This is a genomic window from Kosakonia cowanii JCM 10956 = DSM 18146, from assembly GCF_001975225.1.
In the GTDB taxonomy this organism is placed as follows: domain Bacteria; phylum Pseudomonadota; class Gammaproteobacteria; order Enterobacterales; family Enterobacteriaceae; genus Kosakonia; species Kosakonia cowanii.
The window spans coordinates 4,185,063-4,207,186 of the sequence record NZ_CP019445.1; the positions used below are offsets into that span (position 1 = coordinate 4,185,063).

Annotated in this window: 23 protein-coding genes and 1 other annotated feature; of the genes, 10 read left to right on the top strand and 13 right to left on the bottom strand. The window is 56.7% G+C overall.

Going from position 1 to position 22,124, the window contains the following annotated elements; genetic code table 11:
* From cobS to dacD, 6 genes are all read right to left on the bottom strand, one after another.
* Positions 1-741 (bottom strand): adenosylcobinamide-GDP ribazoletransferase, encoded by a 741-nt coding sequence (gene cobS / locus BWI95_RS19905; protein ID WP_076770112.1) that lies wholly within the window; start codon positions 739-741, stop codon positions 1-3.
* Positions 738-1,283, bottom strand: a complete 546-nt coding sequence (gene cobU / locus BWI95_RS19910) for a bifunctional adenosylcobinamide kinase/adenosylcobinamide-phosphate guanylyltransferase (RefSeq protein WP_054803202.1) — start codon at positions 1,281-1,283, stop codon at positions 738-740. The genes cobS and cobU overlap by 4 nt, the downstream gene beginning before the upstream one ends.
* A gap of 179 nt (positions 1,284-1,462) precedes the next feature.
* Positions 1,463-1,798: a DUF496 family protein gene (locus tag BWI95_RS19915; protein WP_054803203.1), complete on the bottom strand. Its 336-nt coding sequence runs from the start codon at positions 1,796-1,798 to the stop codon at positions 1,463-1,465.
* A gap of 166 nt (positions 1,799-1,964) precedes the next feature.
* Positions 1,965-3,023, bottom strand: coding sequence for an FUSC family protein (locus BWI95_RS19920; RefSeq protein ID WP_023479166.1), 1,059 nt, complete (start codon positions 3,021-3,023; stop codon positions 1,965-1,967).
* A gap of 124 nt (positions 3,024-3,147) precedes the next feature.
* Positions 3,148-3,621 (bottom strand): DNA gyrase inhibitor SbmC, encoded by a 474-nt coding sequence (sbmC, locus tag BWI95_RS19925; protein ID WP_054803204.1) that lies wholly within the window; start codon positions 3,619-3,621, stop codon positions 3,148-3,150.
* A 121-nt stretch (positions 3,622-3,742) separates the two neighbouring features.
* Positions 3,743-4,903, bottom strand: a complete 1,161-nt coding sequence (gene dacD / locus BWI95_RS19930) for a serine-type D-Ala-D-Ala carboxypeptidase DacD (protein ID WP_054803205.1) — start codon at positions 4,901-4,903, stop codon at positions 3,743-3,745.
* Positions 4,904-5,112: 209 nt separating this feature from the next.
* On the opposite strand from dacD, the gene sbcB reads away from it, so the two are divergent.
* Positions 5,113-6,537: an exodeoxyribonuclease I gene (gene sbcB, locus BWI95_RS19935; protein ID WP_076770113.1), complete on the top strand. Its 1,425-nt coding sequence runs from the start codon at positions 5,113-5,115 to the stop codon at positions 6,535-6,537.
* Between the two features lie 34 nt (positions 6,538-6,571).
* On the opposite strand, the gene tsuB is transcribed toward sbcB, so the two are convergent.
* The 4 genes from tsuB to BWI95_RS19955 all read right to left on the bottom strand — a co-directional run bounded on the left by tsuB (position 6,572) and on the right by BWI95_RS19955 (position 10,572).
* Entirely contained in the window at positions 6,572-6,799 is a 228-nt protein-coding gene (tsuB, locus tag BWI95_RS19940) for a thiosulfate utilization sulfurtransferase TsuB/YeeD (protein ID WP_023479141.1), read from the bottom strand.
* A 16-nt stretch (positions 6,800-6,815) separates the two neighbouring features.
* Positions 6,816-7,871 (bottom strand): thiosulfate utilization transporter TsuA/YeeE, encoded by a 1,056-nt coding sequence (tsuA, locus tag BWI95_RS19945; RefSeq protein WP_054803206.1) that lies wholly within the window; start codon positions 7,869-7,871, stop codon positions 6,816-6,818.
* A 175-nt stretch (positions 7,872-8,046) separates the two neighbouring features.
* Complete coding sequence (locus tag BWI95_RS19950) at positions 8,047-9,408, bottom strand: APC family permease (RefSeq protein ID WP_023479165.1); 1,362 nt, start codon at positions 9,406-9,408, stop codon at positions 8,047-8,049.
* Between the two features lie 339 nt (positions 9,409-9,747).
* The gene (locus tag BWI95_RS19955) at positions 9,748-10,572 is read right to left on the bottom strand and encodes an SDR family oxidoreductase (protein WP_076770114.1); all 825 of its coding nucleotides are present in this window, start codon (positions 10,570-10,572) and stop codon (positions 9,748-9,750) included.
* A 174-nt stretch (positions 10,573-10,746) separates the two neighbouring features.
* On the opposite strand from BWI95_RS19955, the gene hisL reads away from it, so the two are divergent.
* From hisL to hisIE, 9 genes are all read left to right on the top strand, one after another.
* Complete coding sequence (gene hisL, locus BWI95_RS23415; RefSeq protein ID WP_128484015.1) at positions 10,747-10,797, top strand: his operon leader peptide; 51 nt, start codon at positions 10,747-10,749, stop codon at positions 10,795-10,797.
* Positions 10,773-10,893: a sequence feature (His leader region), on the top strand. It overlaps the preceding gene by 25 nt.
* Positions 10,894-10,928: 35 nt before the next feature.
* Positions 10,929-11,828, top strand: a complete 900-nt coding sequence (hisG, locus tag BWI95_RS19960; RefSeq protein ID WP_023479108.1) for an ATP phosphoribosyltransferase — start codon at positions 10,929-10,931, stop codon at positions 11,826-11,828.
* Between the two features lie 51 nt (positions 11,829-11,879).
* Positions 11,880-13,184 carry a histidinol dehydrogenase gene (gene hisD / locus BWI95_RS19965; protein WP_054803208.1) on the top strand — a complete coding sequence of 435 codons (1,305 nt, stop codon included), beginning with the start codon at positions 11,880-11,882 and terminating at the stop codon, positions 13,182-13,184.
* The gene (hisC, locus tag BWI95_RS19970) at positions 13,181-14,242 is read left to right on the top strand and encodes a histidinol-phosphate transaminase (RefSeq protein WP_076770115.1); all 1,062 of its coding nucleotides are present in this window, start codon (positions 13,181-13,183) and stop codon (positions 14,240-14,242) included. Before hisD ends, hisC begins: the two co-directional genes overlap by 4 nt.
* Positions 14,239-15,306: a bifunctional histidinol-phosphatase/imidazoleglycerol-phosphate dehydratase HisB gene (gene hisB, locus BWI95_RS19975; protein WP_023479121.1), complete on the top strand. Its 1,068-nt coding sequence runs from the start codon at positions 14,239-14,241 to the stop codon at positions 15,304-15,306. The genes hisC and hisB overlap by 4 nt, the downstream gene beginning before the upstream one ends.
* Positions 15,306-15,896 carry an imidazole glycerol phosphate synthase subunit HisH gene (gene hisH, locus BWI95_RS19980; RefSeq protein ID WP_023479202.1) on the top strand — a complete coding sequence of 197 codons (591 nt, stop codon included), beginning with the start codon at positions 15,306-15,308 and terminating at the stop codon, positions 15,894-15,896. The genes hisB and hisH overlap by 1 nt, the downstream gene beginning before the upstream one ends.
* Positions 15,896-16,633, top strand: a complete 738-nt coding sequence (gene hisA / locus BWI95_RS19985; RefSeq protein ID WP_054803235.1) for a 1-(5-phosphoribosyl)-5-[(5-phosphoribosylamino)methylideneamino]imidazole-4-carboxamide isomerase — start codon at positions 15,896-15,898, stop codon at positions 16,631-16,633. Before hisH ends, hisA begins: the two co-directional genes overlap by 1 nt.
* The gene (gene hisF / locus BWI95_RS19990; RefSeq protein WP_076770116.1) at positions 16,615-17,391 is read left to right on the top strand and encodes an imidazole glycerol phosphate synthase subunit HisF; all 777 of its coding nucleotides are present in this window, start codon (positions 16,615-16,617) and stop codon (positions 17,389-17,391) included. The genes hisA and hisF overlap by 19 nt, the downstream gene beginning before the upstream one ends.
* A complete protein-coding gene (gene hisIE / locus BWI95_RS19995; protein WP_054803209.1) occupies positions 17,385-17,996 on the top strand; it encodes a bifunctional phosphoribosyl-AMP cyclohydrolase/phosphoribosyl-ATP diphosphatase HisIE in 612 nt (203 codons plus the stop codon). The genes hisF and hisIE overlap by 7 nt, the downstream gene beginning before the upstream one ends.
* 43 nt (positions 17,997-18,039) lie before the next feature.
* On the opposite strand, the gene wzzB is transcribed toward hisIE, so the two are convergent.
* The 3 genes from wzzB to gndA all read right to left on the bottom strand — a co-directional run bounded on the left by wzzB (position 18,040) and on the right by gndA (position 22,087).
* On the bottom strand, positions 18,040-19,023 hold the full coding sequence (gene wzzB, locus BWI95_RS20000) for an LPS O-antigen chain length determinant protein WzzB (RefSeq protein ID WP_054803210.1): 984 nt from the start codon (positions 19,021-19,023) through the stop codon (positions 18,040-18,042).
* A gap of 224 nt (positions 19,024-19,247) precedes the next feature.
* Positions 19,248-20,414, bottom strand: coding sequence for a UDP-glucose 6-dehydrogenase (gene ugd / locus BWI95_RS20005; RefSeq protein WP_054803211.1), 1,167 nt, complete (start codon positions 20,412-20,414; stop codon positions 19,248-19,250).
* A 266-nt stretch (positions 20,415-20,680) separates the two neighbouring features.
* On the bottom strand, positions 20,681-22,087 hold the full coding sequence (gndA, locus tag BWI95_RS20010; protein ID WP_076770117.1) for an NADP-dependent phosphogluconate dehydrogenase: 1,407 nt from the start codon (positions 22,085-22,087) through the stop codon (positions 20,681-20,683).
* Between the last annotated feature and the right edge of the window lie 37 nt (positions 22,088-22,124).

Genomic DNA, 22,124 nt, shown 5'->3' on the forward strand with positions numbered 1-22,124 from the left:
TCAGAGTAGCGCCAACAGGAAGATAACCTCGCCAAGCTCAATCGCCGCGCCGAGGGTGTCGCCGGTCTGCCCGCCGAGGGTGCGCTTGAGCAACCAGCCGAGCAGGTAAATCGCCACCATAGTGACCAGCAGCGCCAGCACGCCCTGCGCACCAAGCAGCGCCACGGTTATCAGTGCAGTGATGATTAAGGTGACAAAGGTATCTCTGCCGGAAACTTTGCCAATAAACAGATTGCCCAGCCCTTCGTCGCGGGCGTAGCGGTGACCGAACATTAGTAACACCGAGCAGCCGCGCCCGGCAGCACAGGCCGCCGCCAGCGCCGCTATCATCGGCGTATCGCGCAACTGAAGCTCGCTGAGCAAGAGGATTTTTGCCACCAGCACAAACACCAGCGCCAGCCCGCCGTGGGTGCCGAGCCTGCTATCGCGCATAATCTCCAGCATGCGCTCGCGTCGGCGGGCCGAGAAAACGCCATCGCAGGTATCTGCCAGACCATCGAGATGGAAACCGCCGGTCAGCAACGCCAGCGCCAGCACGCTCAACAGTGCCGCCAGCGGTACACCGCACCAGGTGTGCAAGACCATGAAAAGAAGACCGCTCAGGCCGCCAAGCAGCAGGCCGACCAGCGGAAAAGTGGTGATCCCACGCACATAGTCCGCCCCATCCAGCCCCTGTACCCAGCGGCCCGGCACCGGAATGCGGCTGATAAACGACAATGTGGCGAAGAACAACTTGATCATTTTATTTTCACTCCAATTCCCGATACCACCAGCCAGACCTCATCGGCGGCCTGAGCAAGCCGCTGATTAACGCGCCCGGCAATATCACGAAAATGCCGCGCCAGACGGTTTTCCGGCACGATCCCCATTCCAACTTCATTGGTTACCATCACCACCGACGAGGGACAGGTGTTGCAGGCAGCGATCAGTGCGTCGATCTCCTGCTGCACCTGCGCCTCCAGCCTGGCGTAATCCCACCCCTCAGCATCGTCGCTGCCGCCAAAGGCGAAAAGCAGATTAGTCACCAGTGTGGTGATGCACTCCAGCACAATCGCTTCATCCGCATCGCTGTGCGCGGTGATGATATTGCTTATCTGTTGCCAGCGCTCCTCCGTGCGCCAGTGTGCCGGGCGGCTCTGGCGATGATGGTCAATGCGCGCGGCCATCTCTTCATCAAAAATTTGCGCGGTGGCGATATATAACACTCGCGGCGCGTGGCTGACTAACGATTCGGCGTGACGGCTTTTGCCGCTGCGCGCGCCGCCGGTGACAAGCGTTAACATGCGGGCTCCTGATGATGTTTAAACGTCCTGATGTGCTTTCTGCGCGGCGCATTTTACCACTCTGCAAACAGAGAAAGGCCTGGTTTTTATGGGTGATAAAGAAAAAAGGAGGAAGAAAAGTGGAAGGGGATGGAGAAAAGAGAAGACGGTGAGAGACGAGGCTCTCACCGCGCAGGCGCTTACTCGGCTTTGTTTTCAACCGACTTCAGTTCGCCCATGGTTTTCAGTTTCTTAGAGATTTCGCGGCGCTCTTTCGACAGCTCGGCGTTTTTGATGATGTAGTCATCAACGCGATCTTCGTAGTCGGTACGCATGCTGGCAATAATGCCCTGAATGGCTTCAACGCTCATGCCCGGCTTGATGTAGTCGCTGAGGTTGTCCAGCAGCAGAACGCGTTTCTGGTTATCACGGATCTTTTTCTCAACGTCCTGAATTTCGCGCTGCAGTTTGTTTTTGCGACGGAACAGACGCACAAATTCCAGAACGTCCTGGAATGAAGGCTTGGTTGTTTCCATTTTGACACCCCTGATTAATTGAGATTCGGATTCGTTAAGGCCATCACCTGAGAGGCAAACCTACCCAAAGCAGTGGCATATGACAATAAGTTTTCCTGCTGGCTATCATAACCGCAAATATAGCTGAATCGAAACAACCTGACACCCCGAGGCGGTTATTAGCCGTTTATTTGCGCAGCGCCCGGCAGATCAAATGCGATAACAATTCCAGCTGGCGCGCCAGCTCCATGCTAAGCCAGACATAGCCGTGAATGGAGGTTTCCGTCACCGCATCGCCCTGATGTTCGCCAATCAACTGCCGCAGCTCGGCGACGATATCGTTAAGCTTTTCCGTGTTCGCCAGGATCGGCTGCGGGTTGCCCTCATAGAGCGCGTGAGCGATGGTGAGCAGCGTCTGCTGGGTCATCTGCTGCGTCTCTTGCAGCGTGCTGGCATTAATCATCACGAAGTGGCTGGCGCGTGAGCTCCAGTGGGCGTTGATTTGCAGCTCCAGCATGCAGACCATATTGCGGCTGACGGTCTGGATCGCCTCGAAGATCGCTTTCTGGATATGGGTCTCTTTGCAGGCGGGGGTAATCAGCCCGCGCATCTTTACCACGTCGTTGAGGATTTTTTGCAGATGCTTCTCCAGCCGTGGCCGCTCCACCAGGTTGCGTGAGAAACCGCCCTGATAGACGCGGTTAAAGGCCGTGACGTAGTTCGCCATCTGAATGCGCCAGTGCAAAAAGGCGCGCTGCGGCCAGATGCCGGTAAAGAGCATGGCGAGCAGCGAACCGATAATCACATCGCCACCGCGCCACAGCGCCGTGTGCATATCGCCGCTTGGCCCACCCACGACGACCGCAAGGGTGATCCCAATCAGCAGCGCCTGGTAAGGCTTTTTGCCGAGCGCCAGCCAGCCGCAGAGAAACATGGCGGCGGCGCACCACAGCAGCATCAGCGGCAGAGAGTAAAGCTCCAGCTTTAACGCCACCAGCCCCAGCACCGCGCCGAAAATGGTACCGCCGATGCGCTCAAAGGCGCGCGGCACCACGTTGCCCCAGAAGGAGATCGGCCCCATCAGCACCACCAGGGTGATCAATGGCCAGGTACCCTCCGGGACATTGAGCAGGCGGATAAGCAAAAAGGTGAGGATAAACGCCAGCGCAATGCGCACGCCGTGCACCACGCGGTAGTGGCGATAAAGTCGAATTTCAAACGGGCTGAGGGATTTGTCGCGACGCACAGCCAGGCTCCGGGTCAAAAAGAAAGGCGCAATTGTAGCGGTATTTTTTCCTGCCAATGCCCTGTCAGGACAAAAAAAGAGGCCGCCAGCATCACTCTCGCGGCCTTTTTTGCCCTGCCCGGCTTTAGTGGGCGTTCGGCTCGACGGGGATATACATCTCAATGTCCCAGAAACCGTCGCCCTTACCGTCGTTCTGGTAGATCTCAAAACAGGGGCCGGCACCAATCTGCACCGAGGTGTCACCCAACAGCTCGTCGAAAAAGAGATTCCAGCTGCCTTCAAAATCTTCGTTGTAGACCCGTGCGCTCATCACCGCATAGTGGCCGCCGGGAATGTCGGTGGTGATAACGCCTGCGCTATTAACAGGCACCTGGAAGTCGCGCTCGACTGTGATGGCGACATCACAGCGCAGCTTCTCCGGCGGCACTTCATCGGGGTTATCGTAATAGACGCTGACCCACTCCAGCGGCTGGATCTGGTTATGCTCGACCCACAGCAGTAACTGCTGGAAGCCCTGCTTCACCTTCTCTTCCCACGGCCCCACCAGATGAAACCCGGCGATACGGCGCTGCTCTGATTGCTTAACGTTGTAGCCCATCGTGACCTCCTGCGCGTTACTGTTTGTCTGTACAGTATATCTACCCGGCGACCATCAGGCTTGCCGCACGCGTCAATTATGCGAGCAGACTCGCAAGCCTGCCACTCTGCCCGCACGATGGTCAACCTTTGTGGTGCAGGTAGTCGCTCAGTCGGGAGAAGAGCCCGCCTTTGCCAACGCTCTCCAGCGTCACCAGCGGCATTTTGGCAATCACTTTATCACGGTCATAAAGCTGGATTTCACCGACGCGCTGATGGGCGGCAAGCGGCGCTTCCAGCTCTTTGCTGTCCAGCACATATTTCGCTTTGATGTTTTGCAGCTCCGCTTTCGGCAGCACCAGCCAGCGATCCTCATTGGTGCCGACAGCAATCAGCTCTTTATCGCCATACCAGACGCGCTCGCTGCCCACTTTTTTGCCGTTACGCAGGATCTCAACCGTATCAAAGTTCTGCTGACCCCAGTGCAGCAGCTTGCGCGCCTGCTCTTCGCGCCCTTTCGGGCTGTCCGCGCCCATGATCACCGCGATCAAACGGCGTTGACCATCAACGCTTGAGGCAATCAGGTTAAAGCCCGCGCCGGAGGTGTGGCCGGTCTTCAGCCCATCGACGTTCAGGCTTTTATCCCACAGCAGCCCGTTGCGGTTCTGCTGGGTGATGCCGTTCCACGTCAGGCTCTTTTCGCTGTACATATGATAGAAGTCCGGCTCGCCGTGAATAATGGCGCGCGATAATACCGCCAGATCGTAGGCCGAGCTGTGCTGCCCCGGCGCATCCAGGCCATGTACCGTTTCAAAATGGGTATCACGCAGATTCAGCTTCTGCACATAGTCGTTCATCATCGCCACGAACTGCGGCTGCCCACCGGCGACGTGATCCGCCAGCGCCACGCAGGCGTCGTTCCCGGAATCGACAATCAGCCCGCGGCTCAGATCGCGCACCGTCAGGCGATCGCCCGGCTTAAGGAACATCAGTGACGATCCGGCAAACACCGGGTTGCCCTGCGCCCAGGCATCTTTGCCAACCGTAACCACGTCGTCCGCACTGATGCGATGGCTATCAATGGCGCGGTCGACGACATAGCCGGTCATCAATTTGGTGAGACTCGCCGGATTACGCTGCTGATGCTCATGCCCCGCAGTTAAGACTTGCCCGGTGGTGTAGTCCATCAAGACCCATGATCCGGCCTGCACTGCCGGGGGCTGAGGGGCAAATGGGAGGTCGTCGGCCTGAGCGCAATGGACGCTCACCGCCAACAATGAAGCAGCAAACAAACGGCGTTTCAATGAAATATCCTCAATACATCGGAAAGGGGCGTCCTTTGTACGGAACTTCGTGTGTCGTTACCTGGCAAAATTGCAAAGAAATGTGACATAAATCATTTTTAAGCCCCTGTTTTTGCGAGTTGCGCCGTAAGCTGGCACGGTTTTTCTTCGGCACACGGGCGACGATGGTTTACCATAGTCGGCATACTTTCTGACAGGATGAGCTTCTGGTGTCTGATTCCCCGGCAACCCCGACATTTCTTTTTCATGATTACGAGACCTTCGGAACCAGCCCCGCGCTGGATCGCCCGGCGCAGTTCGCCGCGCTGCGCACCGACGCCGATTTCACGACCATCGGCGAGCCGGAAGTCTTCTACTGCAAACCCGCCGATGACTATCTCCCCCAGCCTGAAGCGGTGCTGATCACCGGCATTACCCCGCAGGTGGCGCGCGCCAAAGGTGAAAATGAAGCGGCGTTTGCTAAACGCATTCACGACCTCTTCACCGTGCCAAATACCTGCGTGGTAGGTTACAACAACGTCCGTTTTGATGATGAAGTGACGCGCAATATTTTTTACCGCAACTTCTACGATCCCTACGCCTGGAGCTGGCAAAACCACAACTCCCGCTGGGATCTGCTGGATGTGATGCGCGCCTGCTACGCCCTGCGCCCGGAGGGGATCAACTGGCCGGAAAATGAGGAAGGTCTGCCGAGTTTCCGCCTTGAGCACCTGACCAAAGCGAACGGCATTGAGCACAGCAACGCCCACGACGCGATGGCGGATGTCTATGCCACCATCGCCATGGCACAACTGGTGAAAGCGAAGCAGCCGAAGCTGTTTGCCTATCTCTATAGCCATCGCAGCAAGCAGAAGCTGGCGACCTTGATTGATGTGCCGCAGATGAAGCCGCTGGTGCATGTCTCTGGCATGTTTGGCGCGGCGCGCGGCAATACCAGCTGGGTTGCGCCGCTGGCGTGGCATCCGGAAAACCGCAACGCGGTGATTATGGTCGATCTGGCGGGCGATATGTCGCCGCTGCTGGAGCTGGACACCGATGCATTGCGTGAGCGCCTCTATACGCCGAAGAGCGAGCTGGGCGATGACGCGGCGGTGCCGGTCAAGCTGGTGCATCTGAACAAGTGCCCGGTGCTGGCGCAGGCCAACACGCTGCGGCCAGAGGATGCCGAGCGGCTCGGTATCGATCGCCAGCGCTGTCTCGATAATTTACAGATCCTGCGCGACCATCCGCAGGTACGCGAAAAAGTGCTGGCGATCTTCGCCGAAGCAGAGCCGTTTGTGCCGTCGGAGAATGTCGACGCGCAGATCTACAACGGCTTTTTCAGCGATGCCGACCGCGCCGCCATGAAAATCCTGCTTGAGACCGAGCCGCGCAACTTACCGGCGCTGGATATCACCTTTGCCGACGGGCGCATTGAGAAACTGCTGTTTAACTACCGGGCGCGCAACTTCCCCGGCACGCTCGATGAAGAGGAGCAGCAGCGCTGGCTGGCGCATCGCCGCGAGATCTTTACCCCGGAGTTTTTGCAACGCTATGCCGAAGAGTTGCAGGCGCTGTTCCAGCAGTATGATGGGGACAGTGAGAAACAGGCGCTGTTGAAAGCGCTGTGGCAGTACGCCGAAGAGATTGTCTGAAAGTCGCCCTCCCGCGCGCGGGAGGGCCTGCGGCTTACGCCTTCTGGACGGTGATGCTCCAGGCGGCATCACCTACCTGCTGGTAATCCGTAATGGTGTGCCCCTCTTCTGCCGCCCACTGAGGAATCGCTTCCGTCGCCTGGGTGCAGTCGAACTCAATCACCAGTTCATCGCCGCTGTGCATCTCTGCCAGCGCCGCTTTTGCTTCAATCAGTGGGAACGGGCATACCTGCGTTACCACATCGAGTTTTTTAACTGCCATAACAGCTCCTGTTTATTTAGGCCACAGCCGCGGCAAGCTTCGCTTTGCGCTGTGGACGAACATATAAAAACCATGACGCGGTCCATACGCCAAGGATCATAAATACCAGACCGATCCACCCCTGCCAGGTCATCATCGCCGTCATTACCAGACCGTTACCGATGGAGCAGCCGCCCGCCATGCTGGCACCGACGCCCATCAGCAGCCCACCAAAGCCGCTGCGCAGCGTGGTTTGCGCATCGGCGGCGCGCACGCGGAACTCGCGGCTGGCTTTCGCCGCAATCAGCGATCCCAGGAAGATACCCAGCACCAGGAAGACGCCCCAGTTCAGCACTTTGCTTTGTCCTGCCACCAAAAATTGCAGAATGTTGGCGGTCGGCGAGGTGATGCCAAGACCAAACATACGCCCGGTGGCTTCGCTCAGCGGCCATGCCAGCAGCGCAATCAGGCCGATCAGCACGGCGGTGACAAACGGATGCCAGCGCTTCTCAAACAGAATGTGTGCAAGACCGGTTCTGCGCGGCGGCAATGAGGCGACTTTCAGCTTCGGTTTGCGCAGCTCTTTGGCAACCACCCACAGCGTCACCGCCACTAGCAACACAATCAGCGGCCAGACGGAGAAGCCAAAGGTCTCGGCAATTGAGTTGTGCTCGGTGCTATAGGTTTTCAACAGCTGGTTGAGGCCCGCAGCGTTCGGCGAGCGCATCACCGCGCTCATCACCATATAGGTAAAGAGCGCAATCCAGCTGCCGATCAACCCTTCCCCGGCGCGATACCAGGTCCCGGTCGCACAACCGCCTGCGTAGACGATGCCAAGCCCAAAAATATAGCCGCCCACCACGGTGCCAAGCCACGGGAAAGCGCCAGCGTCATACTGCACCACACCCGCCTGAATCAGGGCGAAAACGCCCACGCTCTGGATCGCAATCGCGATCAGCAGGGCATAAAACATGCGGTTATTTTTCGCGATATACATGTCGCGAAAGCCGCCGGTGAGGCAGAAACGGCCCCGCTGCATCACAAAGCCGAGCAGCGCGCCGCAGATCAATCCACTTACAATCATTGAGAACATAACGGTAATAGAGTCCGGAAAAACAAGATCGCAAATTATTCACAAGCAGCCGGGCGGGAACCAATAACAAAATGGTCTAGCATAGGGTGTTTTGTTATTAGCGGCGCGAGGAAGAGCGAAGGCGAAAAAAAACCGGAGGCGTGGCCTCCGGTTCTGTTATCTGTCTGAGCAGATCTTACTGAGTGATATCTTCGTACTGCGGCACCGGGTTACGGAAGCTGCGGGTCACGCAGGCCAGGTAAACCAGACCAATTGCGCCCCAGATAAGGCCCAGTACCATCGAGCTCTCTTCGAGGTTAACCCACAGCGCACCGACCGTCAGCGCGCCGCAGACCGGCAGCACCAGGTAGTTGAAGTGGTCTTTCAGCGTTTTGTTGCGCTTCTCGCGGATCCAGAACTGGGAGATCACCGACAGGTTAACGAAGGTGAAGGCCACCAGCGCACCGAAGTTGATCAGCGCCGTAGCGGTGACCAGATCGAAGTTAATCGCCAGCAGCGCAATCGCGCCAACCAGCAGCACGTTCCATGCCGGAGTACGCCATTTCGGGTGTACGTAGCCGAAGAAACGGGTCGGGAAGACGCCGTCGCGGCCCATCACGTACATCAGACGGGAAACGCCCGCATGTGCCGCCATACCGGATGCCAGTACGGTAACGCTTGAGAAAATCAGCACGCCCCACTGGAAGGTTTTACCCGCAACGTAGAGCATGATTTCCGGCTGCGACGCATCCGGATCTTTAAAGCGCGAGATATCCGGGAAGTAGAGCTGCAGGAAGTAAGAGGCCACGATAAAGACCACGCCGCCCAGCAGTGCGGTGAGGAAGATCGCGCGCGGAATTACGCGCTCAGCGTCTTTGGTCTCTTCAGAAAGCGAGGAGATGCCGTCGAAGCCGAGGAACGAGAAGCAGAGGATCGTCGCACCGGTGATCATCGGCACCACATGCGCGCCCTCAGACCAGAACGGACGGGTGCTGGTCAGCGTGCCTGCGCCTTCGCCGTGCGACACACCGTAGATAATAAGCCCGACAATGACGGCAACGATGCCCATCTGCAGGATCACGATCAGGGTGTTGAAGTTCGCCACGGTCTTAATGCTGCGCAGGTTGGAGATGGTCATAAAGGCCACCAGCGCCACCACGAACAGCCACGACGGAATAGAAGGCACCAGCGCTTCAAAGTAAATTTTCGCCAGCAGAATGTTGATCATCGGCATGAACAGGTAGTCCAGCAGCGATGACCAGCCCACCATAAAGCCCACGGCCGGGGAGATGGATTTCTGCGCATAGGTATAGGCGGAGCCTGCCGACGGGAAACGGCGAACCAGTTTACCGTAGCTCAGGGCAGTAAAGAGAATAGCGACCAGGGCAAACGCGTAGGCGGTTGCCACATGACCATCGGTCAGGCCGGAAACGATACCGAACGTATCGAACAGCGTCATCGGCTGCATATAGGCAAGGCCCATCATTACAACCGGAATCAGCGTAAGGGTCTTACGCAATTCCACGCGAGAGGTTTTTGGAGTAACGTTATGCGACATGGCTTTCCCCCAGAACGGCGGCGGCCGTCGCAAATGCAAAATATTGCCCCATTTGTGTTCTTTCCTCAGCGACAACGACTGTCGGTTTTTAAATGTGTATCTATCCGGTACGAAGCCCGGCCTCTTTTATTGAATGACGTTTTGCTTGCAAAAAAATAACCGACGCGTTGAACGTCGGTTAATCTTCTCTATTTTTTGCAGCGGCATATTCTGCACCAGGTTGAAGCACAATGACAATACAATGCAGGCCGCTATAGAAATTAATGATGTCTAACCGTTTGATTTTTAAACGCCAGCTCGATCATTAATCCTTCTAATCGCATTTTTTGCTAAAAAACCCTACTCCAGAGGCATCTGCATCGGATCAGGGTAGAGATATTCAAAGCCTAGCTCAGAACAGATGCGGCTGCCATCTACCACTTTGCCGCGCTTTTCCGCGGGCGAATCGGTAAAGGTTGGCGCTGGCAGACCCAGCTTACGCGCCATTGCCGGATAGAAGGTTTCGCGCGTCGGATGCGCAGGGGCGCAGATATTATAAATGTGCCCCCCTTTCGGCGACTGCAGCAGCAGCGTAATAGCGGCAACCACATCTTCGAGATGCACGAGGTTAACGCCAAGCTGACCGTCCGGCGCGGTTTTACCGGCGAAGAAGCGCCCCGGATGGCGGGATGGTCCGACTAATCCTGCCAGACGCAGAATGTCGACCTGAGTGCCCGGTAAATTGTGCAGCCAGTCCTCAAGCTCCTTCAGCACCCGCCCGCTGGCCGTCACCGGCTGGCGCGGCGTGGTCTCTTTAACGGTGCCTGGCGCATCGCCGTAGACCGAGGTTGAGCTGGTAAAGAGGATGCGTGGAATGCGGTGCGCCAGCGCGCTGTCGACAATCTCCTGCATCGCCTGCAGATAGAACTCCTCGCCGGGGCCGCTGCGCCGGGCGGGTAGCGTGATCACCAGCGCGTCAACATTCATTAGTGCATCAAGATCGTCCGGGTCACACACCAGTTCAGGTTCGAGCTTAAGCAGATAGCTTTCGATACCGCACATGCGCGCCGCCTCGACGCCATCTTCCGTGGTCTTACTGCCGGTCACGTGCCAGCCCCGCGCAGTTAATGAGAGCGCCAGCGGCATCCCCAACCAGCCTAATCCGACAATTGCGACTTTTTTCATGCATCTCCCCTGCTTACAACCTGCGAATACTATTAGGCTACGCCAGCGCTCTGTCAGTGACAATTCACAGAACGTATATGAAATGATTTAATCATAAAAAAAGCCCTTGCCTTCAACGACCAACCTGGTTTACGGTAAATGCCAACATATGAATAAGCATTCATCGAGAATTTTATGAACCGCGTTCCATTTAAACACCACCATCATCACCATCACCCTGACTAGTCTTTCAGGCGATGTGTGCTGGAAGAGAGTCAGATCTTCCAGTGGTGCATGAACGCAAAGAGAGCCCCCGGAAGATCGCCTTCCGGGGCTTTTTTTGGACAATTTTTAGCAGGATTACAGAGGACAACAGAATGTTAGATAACTCGCGTTTACGCATAGCTATTCAGAAATCCGGCCGTCTTAGTGACGATTCACGCGAATTGCTGGCCCGCTGCGGGATCAAGATCAACCTGCACACCCAGCGCTTAATCGCCCTCGCGGAAAATATGCCGATCGATATTCTGCGTGTACGCGATGACGATATTCCAGGCCTGGTAATGGATGGCGTGGTCGACCTCGGCATTATTGGCGAGAACGTTTTAGAAGAAGAGCTGCTGACCCGCCGCGCACAGGGTGAAGATCCGCGCTACTTCACTTTGCGCCGCCTCGATTTCGGCGGCTGTCGACTGTCGCTGGCAACGGCGGTGGATGAAGCCTGGGACGGTCCGCTGTCGCTCAATGGCAAACGCATCGCTACCTCCTACCCTCACCTGCTGAAACGCTACCTCGATCAGAAAGGCGTGTCGTTTAAATCCTGTCTGCTGAATGGCTCGGTTGAAGTCGCCCCGCGTGCCGGTCTGGCGGATGCGATTTGCGATCTCGTCTCCACCGGCGCAACGCTGGAAGCGAACGGCCTGCGCGAAGTCGAAGTGATTTACCGCTCGAAAGCCTGCCTGATCCAGCGCGACGGCGAGATGCCAGAGGCCAAACAGCAGTTGATCGACAAACTGCTGACCCGTATTCAGGGCGTGATTCAGGCGCGCGAGTCGAAATACATCATGATGCACGCGCCGAGCGAGCGCCTGGACGAGGTGATCGCCCTGCTGCCGGGCGCTGAGCGCCCGACCATTCTGCCGCTGGCAGGCGATCAGCAGCGCGTGGCGATGCACATGGTCAGCAGCGAAACGCTCTTCTGGGAGACCATGGAGAAGCTGAAAGCGCTGGGCGCCAGCTCCATTCTGGTGCTGCCGATTGAGAAGATGATGGAGTAAGGCCTCGCTGTGTGCGGCCTGCGGTCCCGTTCGCTAAATAAGGAAAAGAGTATGAGCTTTAACACCATCATCGACTGGAACAGCTGTAGTGAAGAGGAGCAGCGCGCCCTCTTGCTGCGCCCGGCGATCTCCGCCTCCGAAAGCATTACCCGTACGGTCGCAGAAATTATTGAAGAAGTCCGCGCGCGCGGCGATGACGCCCTGCGCGCCTTTAGCGCCAAGTTCGACAAAACCCAGGTCGACGCGCTGAAAGTGACCGCGCAACAGATTGAAGACGCCAGCGCGCGCCTGGGTGACGAGATCAAACAGGCAATGGCAGTGGCGGTGAAGAACATCGACACCTTCCACACCGCGCAAATTCTGCCAACCGTGGATGTGGAAACCCTGCCTGGCGTGCGCTGCCAGCAGGTAACCCGTCCGATTGACTCGGTGGGGCTCTATATTCCCGGCGGCTCCGCGCCGCTCTTCTCGACGGTGTTAATGCTGGCGACCCCGGCGCGCATCGCAGGCTGCCGCAAAGTGGTGCTCTGCTCACCGCCGCCTATCGCTGATGAAATTCTCTACGCCGCGCAGCTGTGTGGCGTGCAGGCGGTCTATCAGGTCGGCGGCGCGCAGGCGATTGCCGCCCTCGCCCTCGGCACCGAATCAGTGCCGAAAGTGGATAAAATTTTTGGCCCAGGCAACGCCTTCGTCACCGAAGCTAAACGCCAGGTGAGCCAGCGCCTCGATGGCGCGGCAATCGATATGCCGGCCGGTCCCTCCGAAGTGCTGGTGATTGCTGACAGCGGTGCAACACCCGATTTTGTCGCCTCGGATCTGCTGTCGCAGGCGGAGCACGGCCCTGATTCGCAGGTGATCCTGCTGACCCCCGATAGCGAAATGGCATCACGCGTGGCGCAGGCCGTTGAGCGCCAGCTCGCCGACCTGCCGCGTGCGGAGACGGCACGCCAGGCGCTTGCCGCCAGCCGGCTGATTGTGGCGCGCGATCTGGCGCAGTGCGTGGCTATTTCAAACCAGTACGGCCCGGAGCACCTGATTATTCAGACCCGCGACGCGCGGTCGCTGGTGGAGAGCATTACCAGCGCCGGTTCGGTGTTCCTCGGTGACTGGTCGCCGGAGTCAGCGGGTGATTACGCCTCCGGCACTAACCACGTGCTGCCGACCTATGGCTACACCGCGACCTGCTCCAGCCTCGGGCTGGCAGATTTCCAGAAACGCATGACGGTGCAGGAGCTTTCGCGCGAAGGGTTTGCGCAGCTTGCCAGCACCATCGAAACGCTGGCGGCGGCTGAACGCCTGACCGCGCACAAAAACGCCGTTACCCTGCGCGTCAAGGCGCTGAAGGAGCAAGCATGAGCATTGAAGAGTTGGCGCGTAAAAATGTCCGCGAACTGACCCCTTACCAGTCGGCGCGCCGCCTTGGCGGCAAAGGTGATGTCTGGCTGAACGCCAACGAGTTCCCGACCGCAGTGCCGTTCGATTTGTCGCAAAACGCGCTCAACCGCTATCCGGAGTGCCAGCCGAAAGCGGTGATCGATAACTACGCCCAGTACGCGGGCGTGAAACCGGAGCAGGTGCTGGTAAGCCGCGGGGCTGATGAAGGGATTGAGTTGCTGATCCGCGCCTTCTGCGAGCCGGGCCAGGATGCGGTGCTCTTCTGCCCGCCGACCTATGGCATGTACAGCGTCAGCGCGGAAACCTTCGGCGTCGAGTACCGCACGGTGCTGGCCCGTGAAAACTGGCAGCTGGATTTACAGGGCATCGCCGATAAACTGGACGGCGTGAAGCTGGTCTACGTGTGCAGCCCCAACAACCCGACCGGGCAGATTATCAACCCGCAGGATCTGCGCAGCCTGCTGGAGATGACCCGCGGTAAAGCGCTGGTTATCGCCGATGAAGCCTATATTGAGTTCTGCCCGCAGGCGACGCTCGCCGGCTGGCTGAACGAGTATCCGCACCTGGTTATTTTGCGCACCTTATCCAAAGCCTTTGCGCTGGCGGGGCTGCGCTGCGGCTTTACCCTCGCCAATGAAGAGGTGATCGCCCTGCTGATGAAAGTGATTGCCCCCTACCCGCTCTCCACGCCGGTGGCCGATATCGCCGCGCAGGCGCTCACCCCGCAGGGTGTGGCGGCGATGCGTGAGCGCGTGGCGCAGATCGTCGCCGAGCGGGCCTACTTAGTGAATGCGTTGCGCGGTATTCCCTGCGTTGAGCAGGTGTTCGACTCCGAAACCAACTATATTCTTGTGCGCATGACCGCCTCGAGCGCGGTGTTTAAATCGCTGTGGGATCAGGGCATTATCCTGAGAGACCAGAACAAGCAACCCTCTTTAAGCGGCTGTCTGCGTATCACTATTGGTACCCGTGAAGAGAGCCAGCGCGTCATTGACGCTTTACGTGCGGAGCAAGTATGAGCCAGAAGTACCTGTTTATTGATCGTGACGGAACACTGATTTCCGAGCCGCCCACCGATTTTCAGGTGGACCGATTTGACAAGCTGGCCTTTGAGCCGCAGGCGATCCCGGTGCTGCTCAAGCTGCAGGCGGCGGGCTATAAACTGGTGATGATCACCAATCAGGATGGTCTGGGCACCAGCAGCTTGCCGCAGGCGGATTTTGACGGCCCGCACAACCTGATGATGCAGATTTTCCAGTCCCAGGGCGTGGAGTTCGAAGAGGTGTTGATCTGCCCGCATCTGCCCGCCGATAACTGCGACTGCCGCAAACCGAAAGTGAAACTGGTCGAGCGCTGGCTGGAAGAAGGCGCGCTGGATCGCGCCAACAGCTACGTGATTGGCGATCGCGCCACCGACATCGAGCTGGCGGACAACATGGCGATTGGCGGCCTGCGCTACAACCGTGAAACCCTGAACTGGGCGATGATTGGCGAGCAGCTGACCCGCCGCGACCGCTACGCTCACGTTGTGCGTAACACCAAAGAGACGCAGATCGAGGTCAAGGTGTGGCTCGACCGCGAAGGCGGCAGCAAGATCAACACCGGCGTCGGCTTCTTCGACCATATGCTCGATCAGATCGCCACCCACGGCGGTTTTCGCATGGAGATTGCGGTGAAAGGCGATCTCTATATCGACGATCACCACACCGTAGAAGATACCGGCCTGGCGCTGGGCGAAGCGCTGAAGCTGGCGCTTGGCGACAAACGCGGCATTAACCGTTTCGGCTTTGTGCTGCCGATGGATGAGTGCCTGGCCCGCTGCGCGATGGATATCTCCGGCCGCCCGCATCTGGAATATAAAGCGGAGTTCACCTATCAGCGCGTCGGCGATCTGAGCACCGAAATGGTGGAGCACTTCTTCCGCTCGCTCTCCTACACCATGGCGCTGACCCTGCACCTGAAGACCAAGGGCAAAAACGATCACCACCGCGTCGAGAGCCTGTTTAAAGCCTTTGGCCGTACGCTGCGTCAGGCGATCCGCGTTGAGGGTGATACCCTTCCCTCTTCAAAAGGAGTGCTGTGATGAATGTGGTGATCCTCGATACCGGCTGCGCCAACCTTCACTCGGTGCAGTCTGCCATTATGCGCCACGGCTATGAGCCGCTGGTCAGCCGCGATCCCGACGTGGTGCTGCGTGCCGACAAGCTGTTTCTGCCGGGCGTCGGCACCGCGCAGGCGGCGATGGATCAGCTGCGCGAGCGCGAGCTGATTGAGCTGGTCAAAGCCTGCACCCAGCCGGTGCTGGGCATCTGCCTCGGTATGCAGCTGCTCGGGCGTTTCAGCGAAGAGAATGGCGGCGTCGACCTGCTGGGCATTATTGATGAAGCGGTACCGAAAATGAACGATGTCGGGCTGCCGCTGCCGCATATGGGCTGGAACCAGGTCTACCCGAAAGCGGGCCATCGCCTGTTCCAGGGCATTGAGGATGGCGCCTACTTCTACTTTGTTCACAGCTATGCAATGCCGGTGAATGCCAGCACCATCGCCCGCTGTGATTATGGCGAGCCGTTTACCGCCGCCGTACAGAGCGACAACTTCTACGGCGTGCAGTTTCACCCGGAGCGCTCCGGGCGCGCGGGCGCGCAGCTGCTGAAAAACTTCCTGGAGATGTGATGATCATTCCCGCTTTAGATTTGATTGATGGCAGCGTGGTGCGTCTGCATCAGGGCGATTACGCCCAGCAGCGCGACTATGGCAGCGATCCGCTGCCGCGCTTGCAGGAGTATGCCGCTCAGGGCGCGCAGCTGTTACACCTCGTCGATTTAACCGGTGCGAAAGATCCGGCGCGTCGCCAGATCCCCTTGCTGAAAACGCTGGTGGCGGGCGTCACTGTGCCGGTGCAGGTTGGCGGTGGCGTGCGCAGCGAAGAGGATGTTGCCGCCCTGCTCGACGCGGGTGTGGCGCGAGTGGTGATTGGCTCGACGGCGGTGAAATCCCCCGAGATGGTCAAAGGCTGGTTCACCCGTTTCGGCGCCGACAAGCTGGTGCTGGCGCTGGATGTGCGCATTGATGAGCAAGGCACAAAACAGGTGGCGATCAGCGGCTGGCAGGAGAACTCCGGCGTGACGCTGGAAGCGCTGGTAGAGACCTATCTCGCCGTTGGCCTGCGCCACGTGTTGTGTACGGATATCTCCCGCGACGGTACGCTGGCAGGCTCGAATGTGTCGCTGTATGAAGAGATCTGCGCCCGCTGGCCGCAGGTGGCGTTTCAATCCTCCGGCGGCATTGGCGACATTAATGATATCGCCGCGCTGCGCGGCACAGGCGTGGGCGGCGTGATTGTTGGCCGCGCGCTGCTGGAAGGTAAATTTACGGTGAAGGAGGCCATTCAATGCTGGCAAAACGGATAATCCCTTGTCTCGATGTGCGTGATGGCCAGGTGGTGAAAGGCGTGCAGTTTCGCAACCATGAGATCATCGGCGACATTGTGCCGCTGGCAAAACGCTACGCCGAGGAAGGCGCAGATGAGCTAGTGTTTTACGATATCACCGCTTCCAGCGATGGCCGCGTGGTGGATAAAAGCTGGGTGACGCGCGTGGCGGAGGTGATTGATATCCCCTTCTGCGTGGCGGGCGGCATCAAATCGATTGAGGATGCGGCGCAGATCCTCTCCTTTGGCGCGGACAAGATCTCAATTAACTCACCGGCATTGGCAGATCCTGAGCTGATTACCCGGCTGGCGGACCGCTTTGGCGTGCAGTGCATTGTGGTCGGGATTGATACCTGGTTCGATGCCGCAACCGGCAAGTATCACGTGAATCAATATACCGGCGATGAGAGCCGCACGCGTGTGACGCAGTGGGAAACCCTCGATTGGGTGCAAGAGGTGCAGAAGCGCGGCGCCGGTGAAATTGTGCTGAATATGATGAACCAGGATGGCGTGCGTAATGGTTACGACCTGGAACAACTGAAAAAAGTGCGCGAGGTATGCAACGTGCCGCTGATCGCCTCCGGCGGGGCCGGCACGATGGAACACTTCCTTGAAGCCTTCCGCGATGCGGATGTCGATGGCGCGCTGGCGGCCTCGGTGTTCCACAAACAGATTATCAATATTGGTGAATTAAAAGCGTACCTGGCAGGCCAGGGCGTGGAGATCAGGGTATGTTAACAGAGCAACAACTCTCCCAACTGGACTGGGAAAAAACCGACGGACTGCTGCCCGCCGTGGTGCAACACGCGGTCTCCGGCGAAGTGCTGATGCTGGGCTATATGAACAAAGAGGCGCTGGCAAAAACGCTGGAAAGCGGCAAAGTGACCTTCTTCTCGCGCACCAAAGGCCGCCTGTGGACCAAAGGCGAAACCTCCGGGCACTACCTCAATGTGGTGAAGATTACCGCTGATTGCGACAACGATACGCTGCTGGTGCTGGTTAATCCGATTGGCCCCACCTGCCATAAAGGCACCTCCAGTTGTTTTGGCGACACCAACCACCAGTGGCTGTTTCTCTATCAGCTGGAAACGCTGCTAGCTGAGCGTAAGAGCGCCGATCCGGCCAGCTCCTACACCGCCAAACTTTATGCCAGCGGTACGAAGCGTATTGCGCAGAAGGTTGGTGAAGAAGGCGTAGAGACGGCGCTGGCGGCAACGGTGAACGACCGCGAAGAGTTGACCAATGAAGCATCGGATCTGATGTATCACCTGCTGGTGCTGCTACAGGATCAAAATCTCGATTTAACCACTGTGATTGAGAACCTGCGCGCGCGGCATCAGTAAACGGCGGGCATAAAAAAACCGGGCTGTGCCCGGTTTTTCTTTTTTACGCTTTCGGTTGGTAGCTTCGCACCGCGTTTCTAATCAGAACGAATGCTGAGCCAATGATACCGCCGAGAAGCACAGCCAGAATCATTGTCAGCGAGCGCCGCGGGCTGTCACGATGAATCGGCAAAGTGGGTTTCATCACATAGCGATAGCTATGAATCGTGCCCGGTTTGATCTCGATTGTCTTCAGATCAAGCAGGTTTTGCCGGGTTTTATAGTAGTCGTCAGAGAACACTAGCGGACGTGAAGACTCATTTTTAATCATCGACTCCAGCGCGGCGCTACCGAGCAGAAACATCGTATCCTGCGACACATTTTCCGTTTGCTGCACCAGCGGCGAGCGAACTTCCGCCTCTTTAGCTACAGAGAGCGCCTGCATAATCTGTTTGATACGCAGATCTTTTTGCTCCTGCGCCACTTTTTCCTGAGTAGTCAAGGATTCAACGAGATCGTCGGTGCGTGACTTAATGTTGATCTCAAGATCATCAACCAGCTCTTTCGCGATAAGCTCATCAACCTGCTGGATATATTCAGCCAGTTTTTGCTGGGATTCTCTCGCACTAGAACCCTGATAAGTCACTTTAAGCGGCAGCGGTTGCCCCTGCACCGCGGTACTTATAGATAATTTTTCAGGGATATCTTGATTATCCAGGGTTTCAGAAAGAGCGGCAAACGCTGAGTTAAATCGACCAATTACGCGTTGCTGTATGCCACTGATATCGAAATGATCGTCATTGGTTAGGATACTCATGGCGCTGGTGTAATCAACAATCTGACCGGCATCTGGTGAACTGATAACCGCAACAGAGGTCCATTTCTCTTTTGCGAAGTTCAGGTAAGCAGCTGCAATAATTAAGCTGAGTACTATAGTGGCAACAACAACCCATTTCCCACGCCAGATCTGCATCAGCACATCAATCAAATCAATCTGTCCAGCCTCACCACTCTCTATTGAGGAGTGATTATTCTTTTCGTCTGTCATAGCTACCCTAAATTAGAAGCGCTAAAAAATAGAGTGATAAAGCGCGAGTTTAGCGGTTCGCTCTTTTTTTGCTATAGGATTACGTGTAAATAAATGTTAGCGAACACTATTTAGGCACATCCGCAGATTTAGCACTCAAACTCCTGGTAATTGCACAATACGAATGTAAACCAGAATAACAACAAACGGCCCATTTGGGCCGTTTGGTTTGTTTAGGCTCGCGCTTAATCGTAGTTGAATAAGTCTCTGGTATAGACCTTATCTGCAACGTCTTGCAGCTCACTAGCCATGCGGTTAGAGACAATCACATCCGACTCTTGTTTAAACGCTTCAAGATCGCGCACCACTCGCGAGTGGAAGAACTCATCTTCCTGCATCACTGGCTCATAGACGATTACCTGCACGCCCTTCGCTTTAATGCGCTTCATGATGCCCTGAATCGACGACGCGCGGAAGTTGTCCGAACCGCTCTTCATCACCAGGCGATAAATACCGACAACTTTCGGTTTGCGCGCCAGGATGGAGTCAGCAATAAAGTCTTTGCGCGTGCGGTTAGCATCAACAATCGCCGAAATAATGTTGTTCGGCACTGACTGATAGTTCGCCAGCAGCTGCTTGGTATCTTTCGGCAGGCAGTAGCCGCCGTAACCAAATGAGGGGTTGTTATAGTGGTTTCCGATGCGCGGATCGAGGCAGACGCCCTCAATAATTTGACGCGTGTTCAGGCCAAGGCTCTCGGCATAGCTGTCCAGCTCGTTAAAGTAGGCAACGCGCATTGCCAGATAAGTGTTGGCGAACAGCTTGATCGCTTCTGCTTCGGTAGAGTCCGTAAACAGCACCGGAATATCTTGTTTGATAGCGCCTTCCTGCAGCAGTGCCGCAAAGCGTTCGGCGCGTTCTGAGCGCTCGCCAATCACGATACGTGACGGGTGCAGGTTGTCGTACAGCGCTCTGCCTTCGCGCAGGAATTCTGGCGAGAAAATGACATTATCAATGCCCAGCTTCTCTTTAATCGACTGGGTGAAGCCCACCGGGATGGTCGATTTGATAATCATCACTGCCTGGGGATTGATGGCGTGAACATCGCGGATCACCGACTCTACGCTGCTGGTATTGAAGTAGTTGGATTTAGGATCATAATCGGTCGGCGTGGCGATAATCACGTAATCCGCGTTGCGGTAGGCGTCATGCTTATCCGTGGTTGCGCGGAAATTGAGTGGCTTAGTCTGTAAATACTCCTCAATCTCTTTATCCACGATCGGAGAAATTTTCTCATTAAGCATATCCACTTTGGACTGCACAATATCGAGCGCGACGACTTCATGGTTCTGCGCGATAAGGATCCCGTTTGATAACCCAACGTAACCTGTTCCGGAGATTGTTATTTTCATTCGATAAGCAACTTTTGTCAGTGTATGAAACCGGAGGTGGCGATCCCATCGCCACCGCTTTATATCAATAACTGTTGGGGTTTTTACCTCTTCCGTTGAGAGGGTGTCAATAAGACAAACAGCGACTGCGAAGCGCGCCCTGCCTGACTTTACCTGGCTTTATTCCTAAAAATAAATGCCCGTTCCCCGTAATTATCGCGGTTTCGATGAAAAAAAGCCCGGTTGCAACAACCGGGCTTGTATAAAACGGACGAATGATTATCAGATTAATCCAGCCATTCCGTATGGAATACGCCGTCTTTATCAGTGCGCTTGTAGGTATGTGCGCCAAAGTAGTCACGCTGCGCCTGAATCAGGTTCGCCGGCAGCACCGCAGAGCGGTAGCTGTCATAGTAAGCGACGGCAGCGGAGAAAGTCGGTACCGGAATGCCGTTCTGAACCGCATAGGCGACAACATCACGCAGCGCCTGCTGGTAATCATCAGCGATCTGCTTGAAGTAAGGGGCCAGCAGCAGGTTAGCGATAGCCGGGTTTTCTGCATAGGCATCGGTGATTTTCTGCAGGAACTGCGCGCGAATGATGCAGCCCGCGCGGAAGATCTTCGCGATTTCGCCGTAGTTAAGATCCCAATTGTGCTCGTCAGAGGCGGCACGCAGCTGAGAGAAGCCCTGTGCGTAGGAGACGATTTTGCCCAGATAGAGGGCGCGACGCACTTTCTCAATGAACTCCGCTTTATCGCCAGCCGGTTTAGACTGCGGGCCAGAAAGCACTTTGGAAGCCGCAACGCGCTGCTCTTTCAACGAGGAGATGTAACGAGCGAATACTGATTCGGTGATCAGCGACAGCGGTTCGCCGAGATCCAGCGAGCTCTGGCTGGTCCATTTACCGGTACCTTTGTTAGCCGCTTCATCAAGGATCACGTCAACCAGGTAAGTGCCCTCTTCATCTTTCTTAGTGAAGATATCTTTGGTGATGTCGATCAGATAGCTGCTCAGCTCGCCCGCATTCCACTCGCTAAAGGTTTTCGCCAGCTCGTCGTTAGAGAGGTTCAGGCCGCCTTTCAGCAGAGCGTAGGCTTCTGCGATAAGCTGCATATCGCCATATTCGATACCGTTGTGCACCATTTTGACATAGTGACCGGCACCGTCAGGACCGATATAGGTGACGCACGGTTCGCCATCTTCAGCTACCGCAGCAATCTTGGTCAGAATCGGCGCAACCAGCTCGTAAGCTTCTTTCTGGCCGCCAGGCATGATAGAAGGCCCTTTCAGCGCGCCCTCTTCACCACCGGATACGCCGGTGCCGATAAAGTTAAAGCCTTCCGCAGAGAGTTCACGGTTACGGCGGATGGTGTCGTGGAAGAAGGTGTTACCGCCATCAATGATGATGTCGCCTTTATCCAGGTAAGGTTTCAGGGAGTCAATCGCGGCATCGGTACCCGCGCCGGCTTTCACCATCAGCAGAATGCGGCGGGGAGTTTCCAGAGATTCGACAAATTCTTGTACGGTGTAGTAAGGAACCAGCTTTTTGCCTGGGTTCTCGGCAACAACTTCTTCGGTTTTTTCGCGCGAGCGGTTGAAGATAGATACGGTATAGCCACGGCTTTCGATGTTCAGCGCCAGGTTGCGCCCCATCACGGCCATACCAACAACGCCGATTTGTTGCTTGGACATTACATACTCCTGTCAGGTGTGGTCACCGCGCCACGTA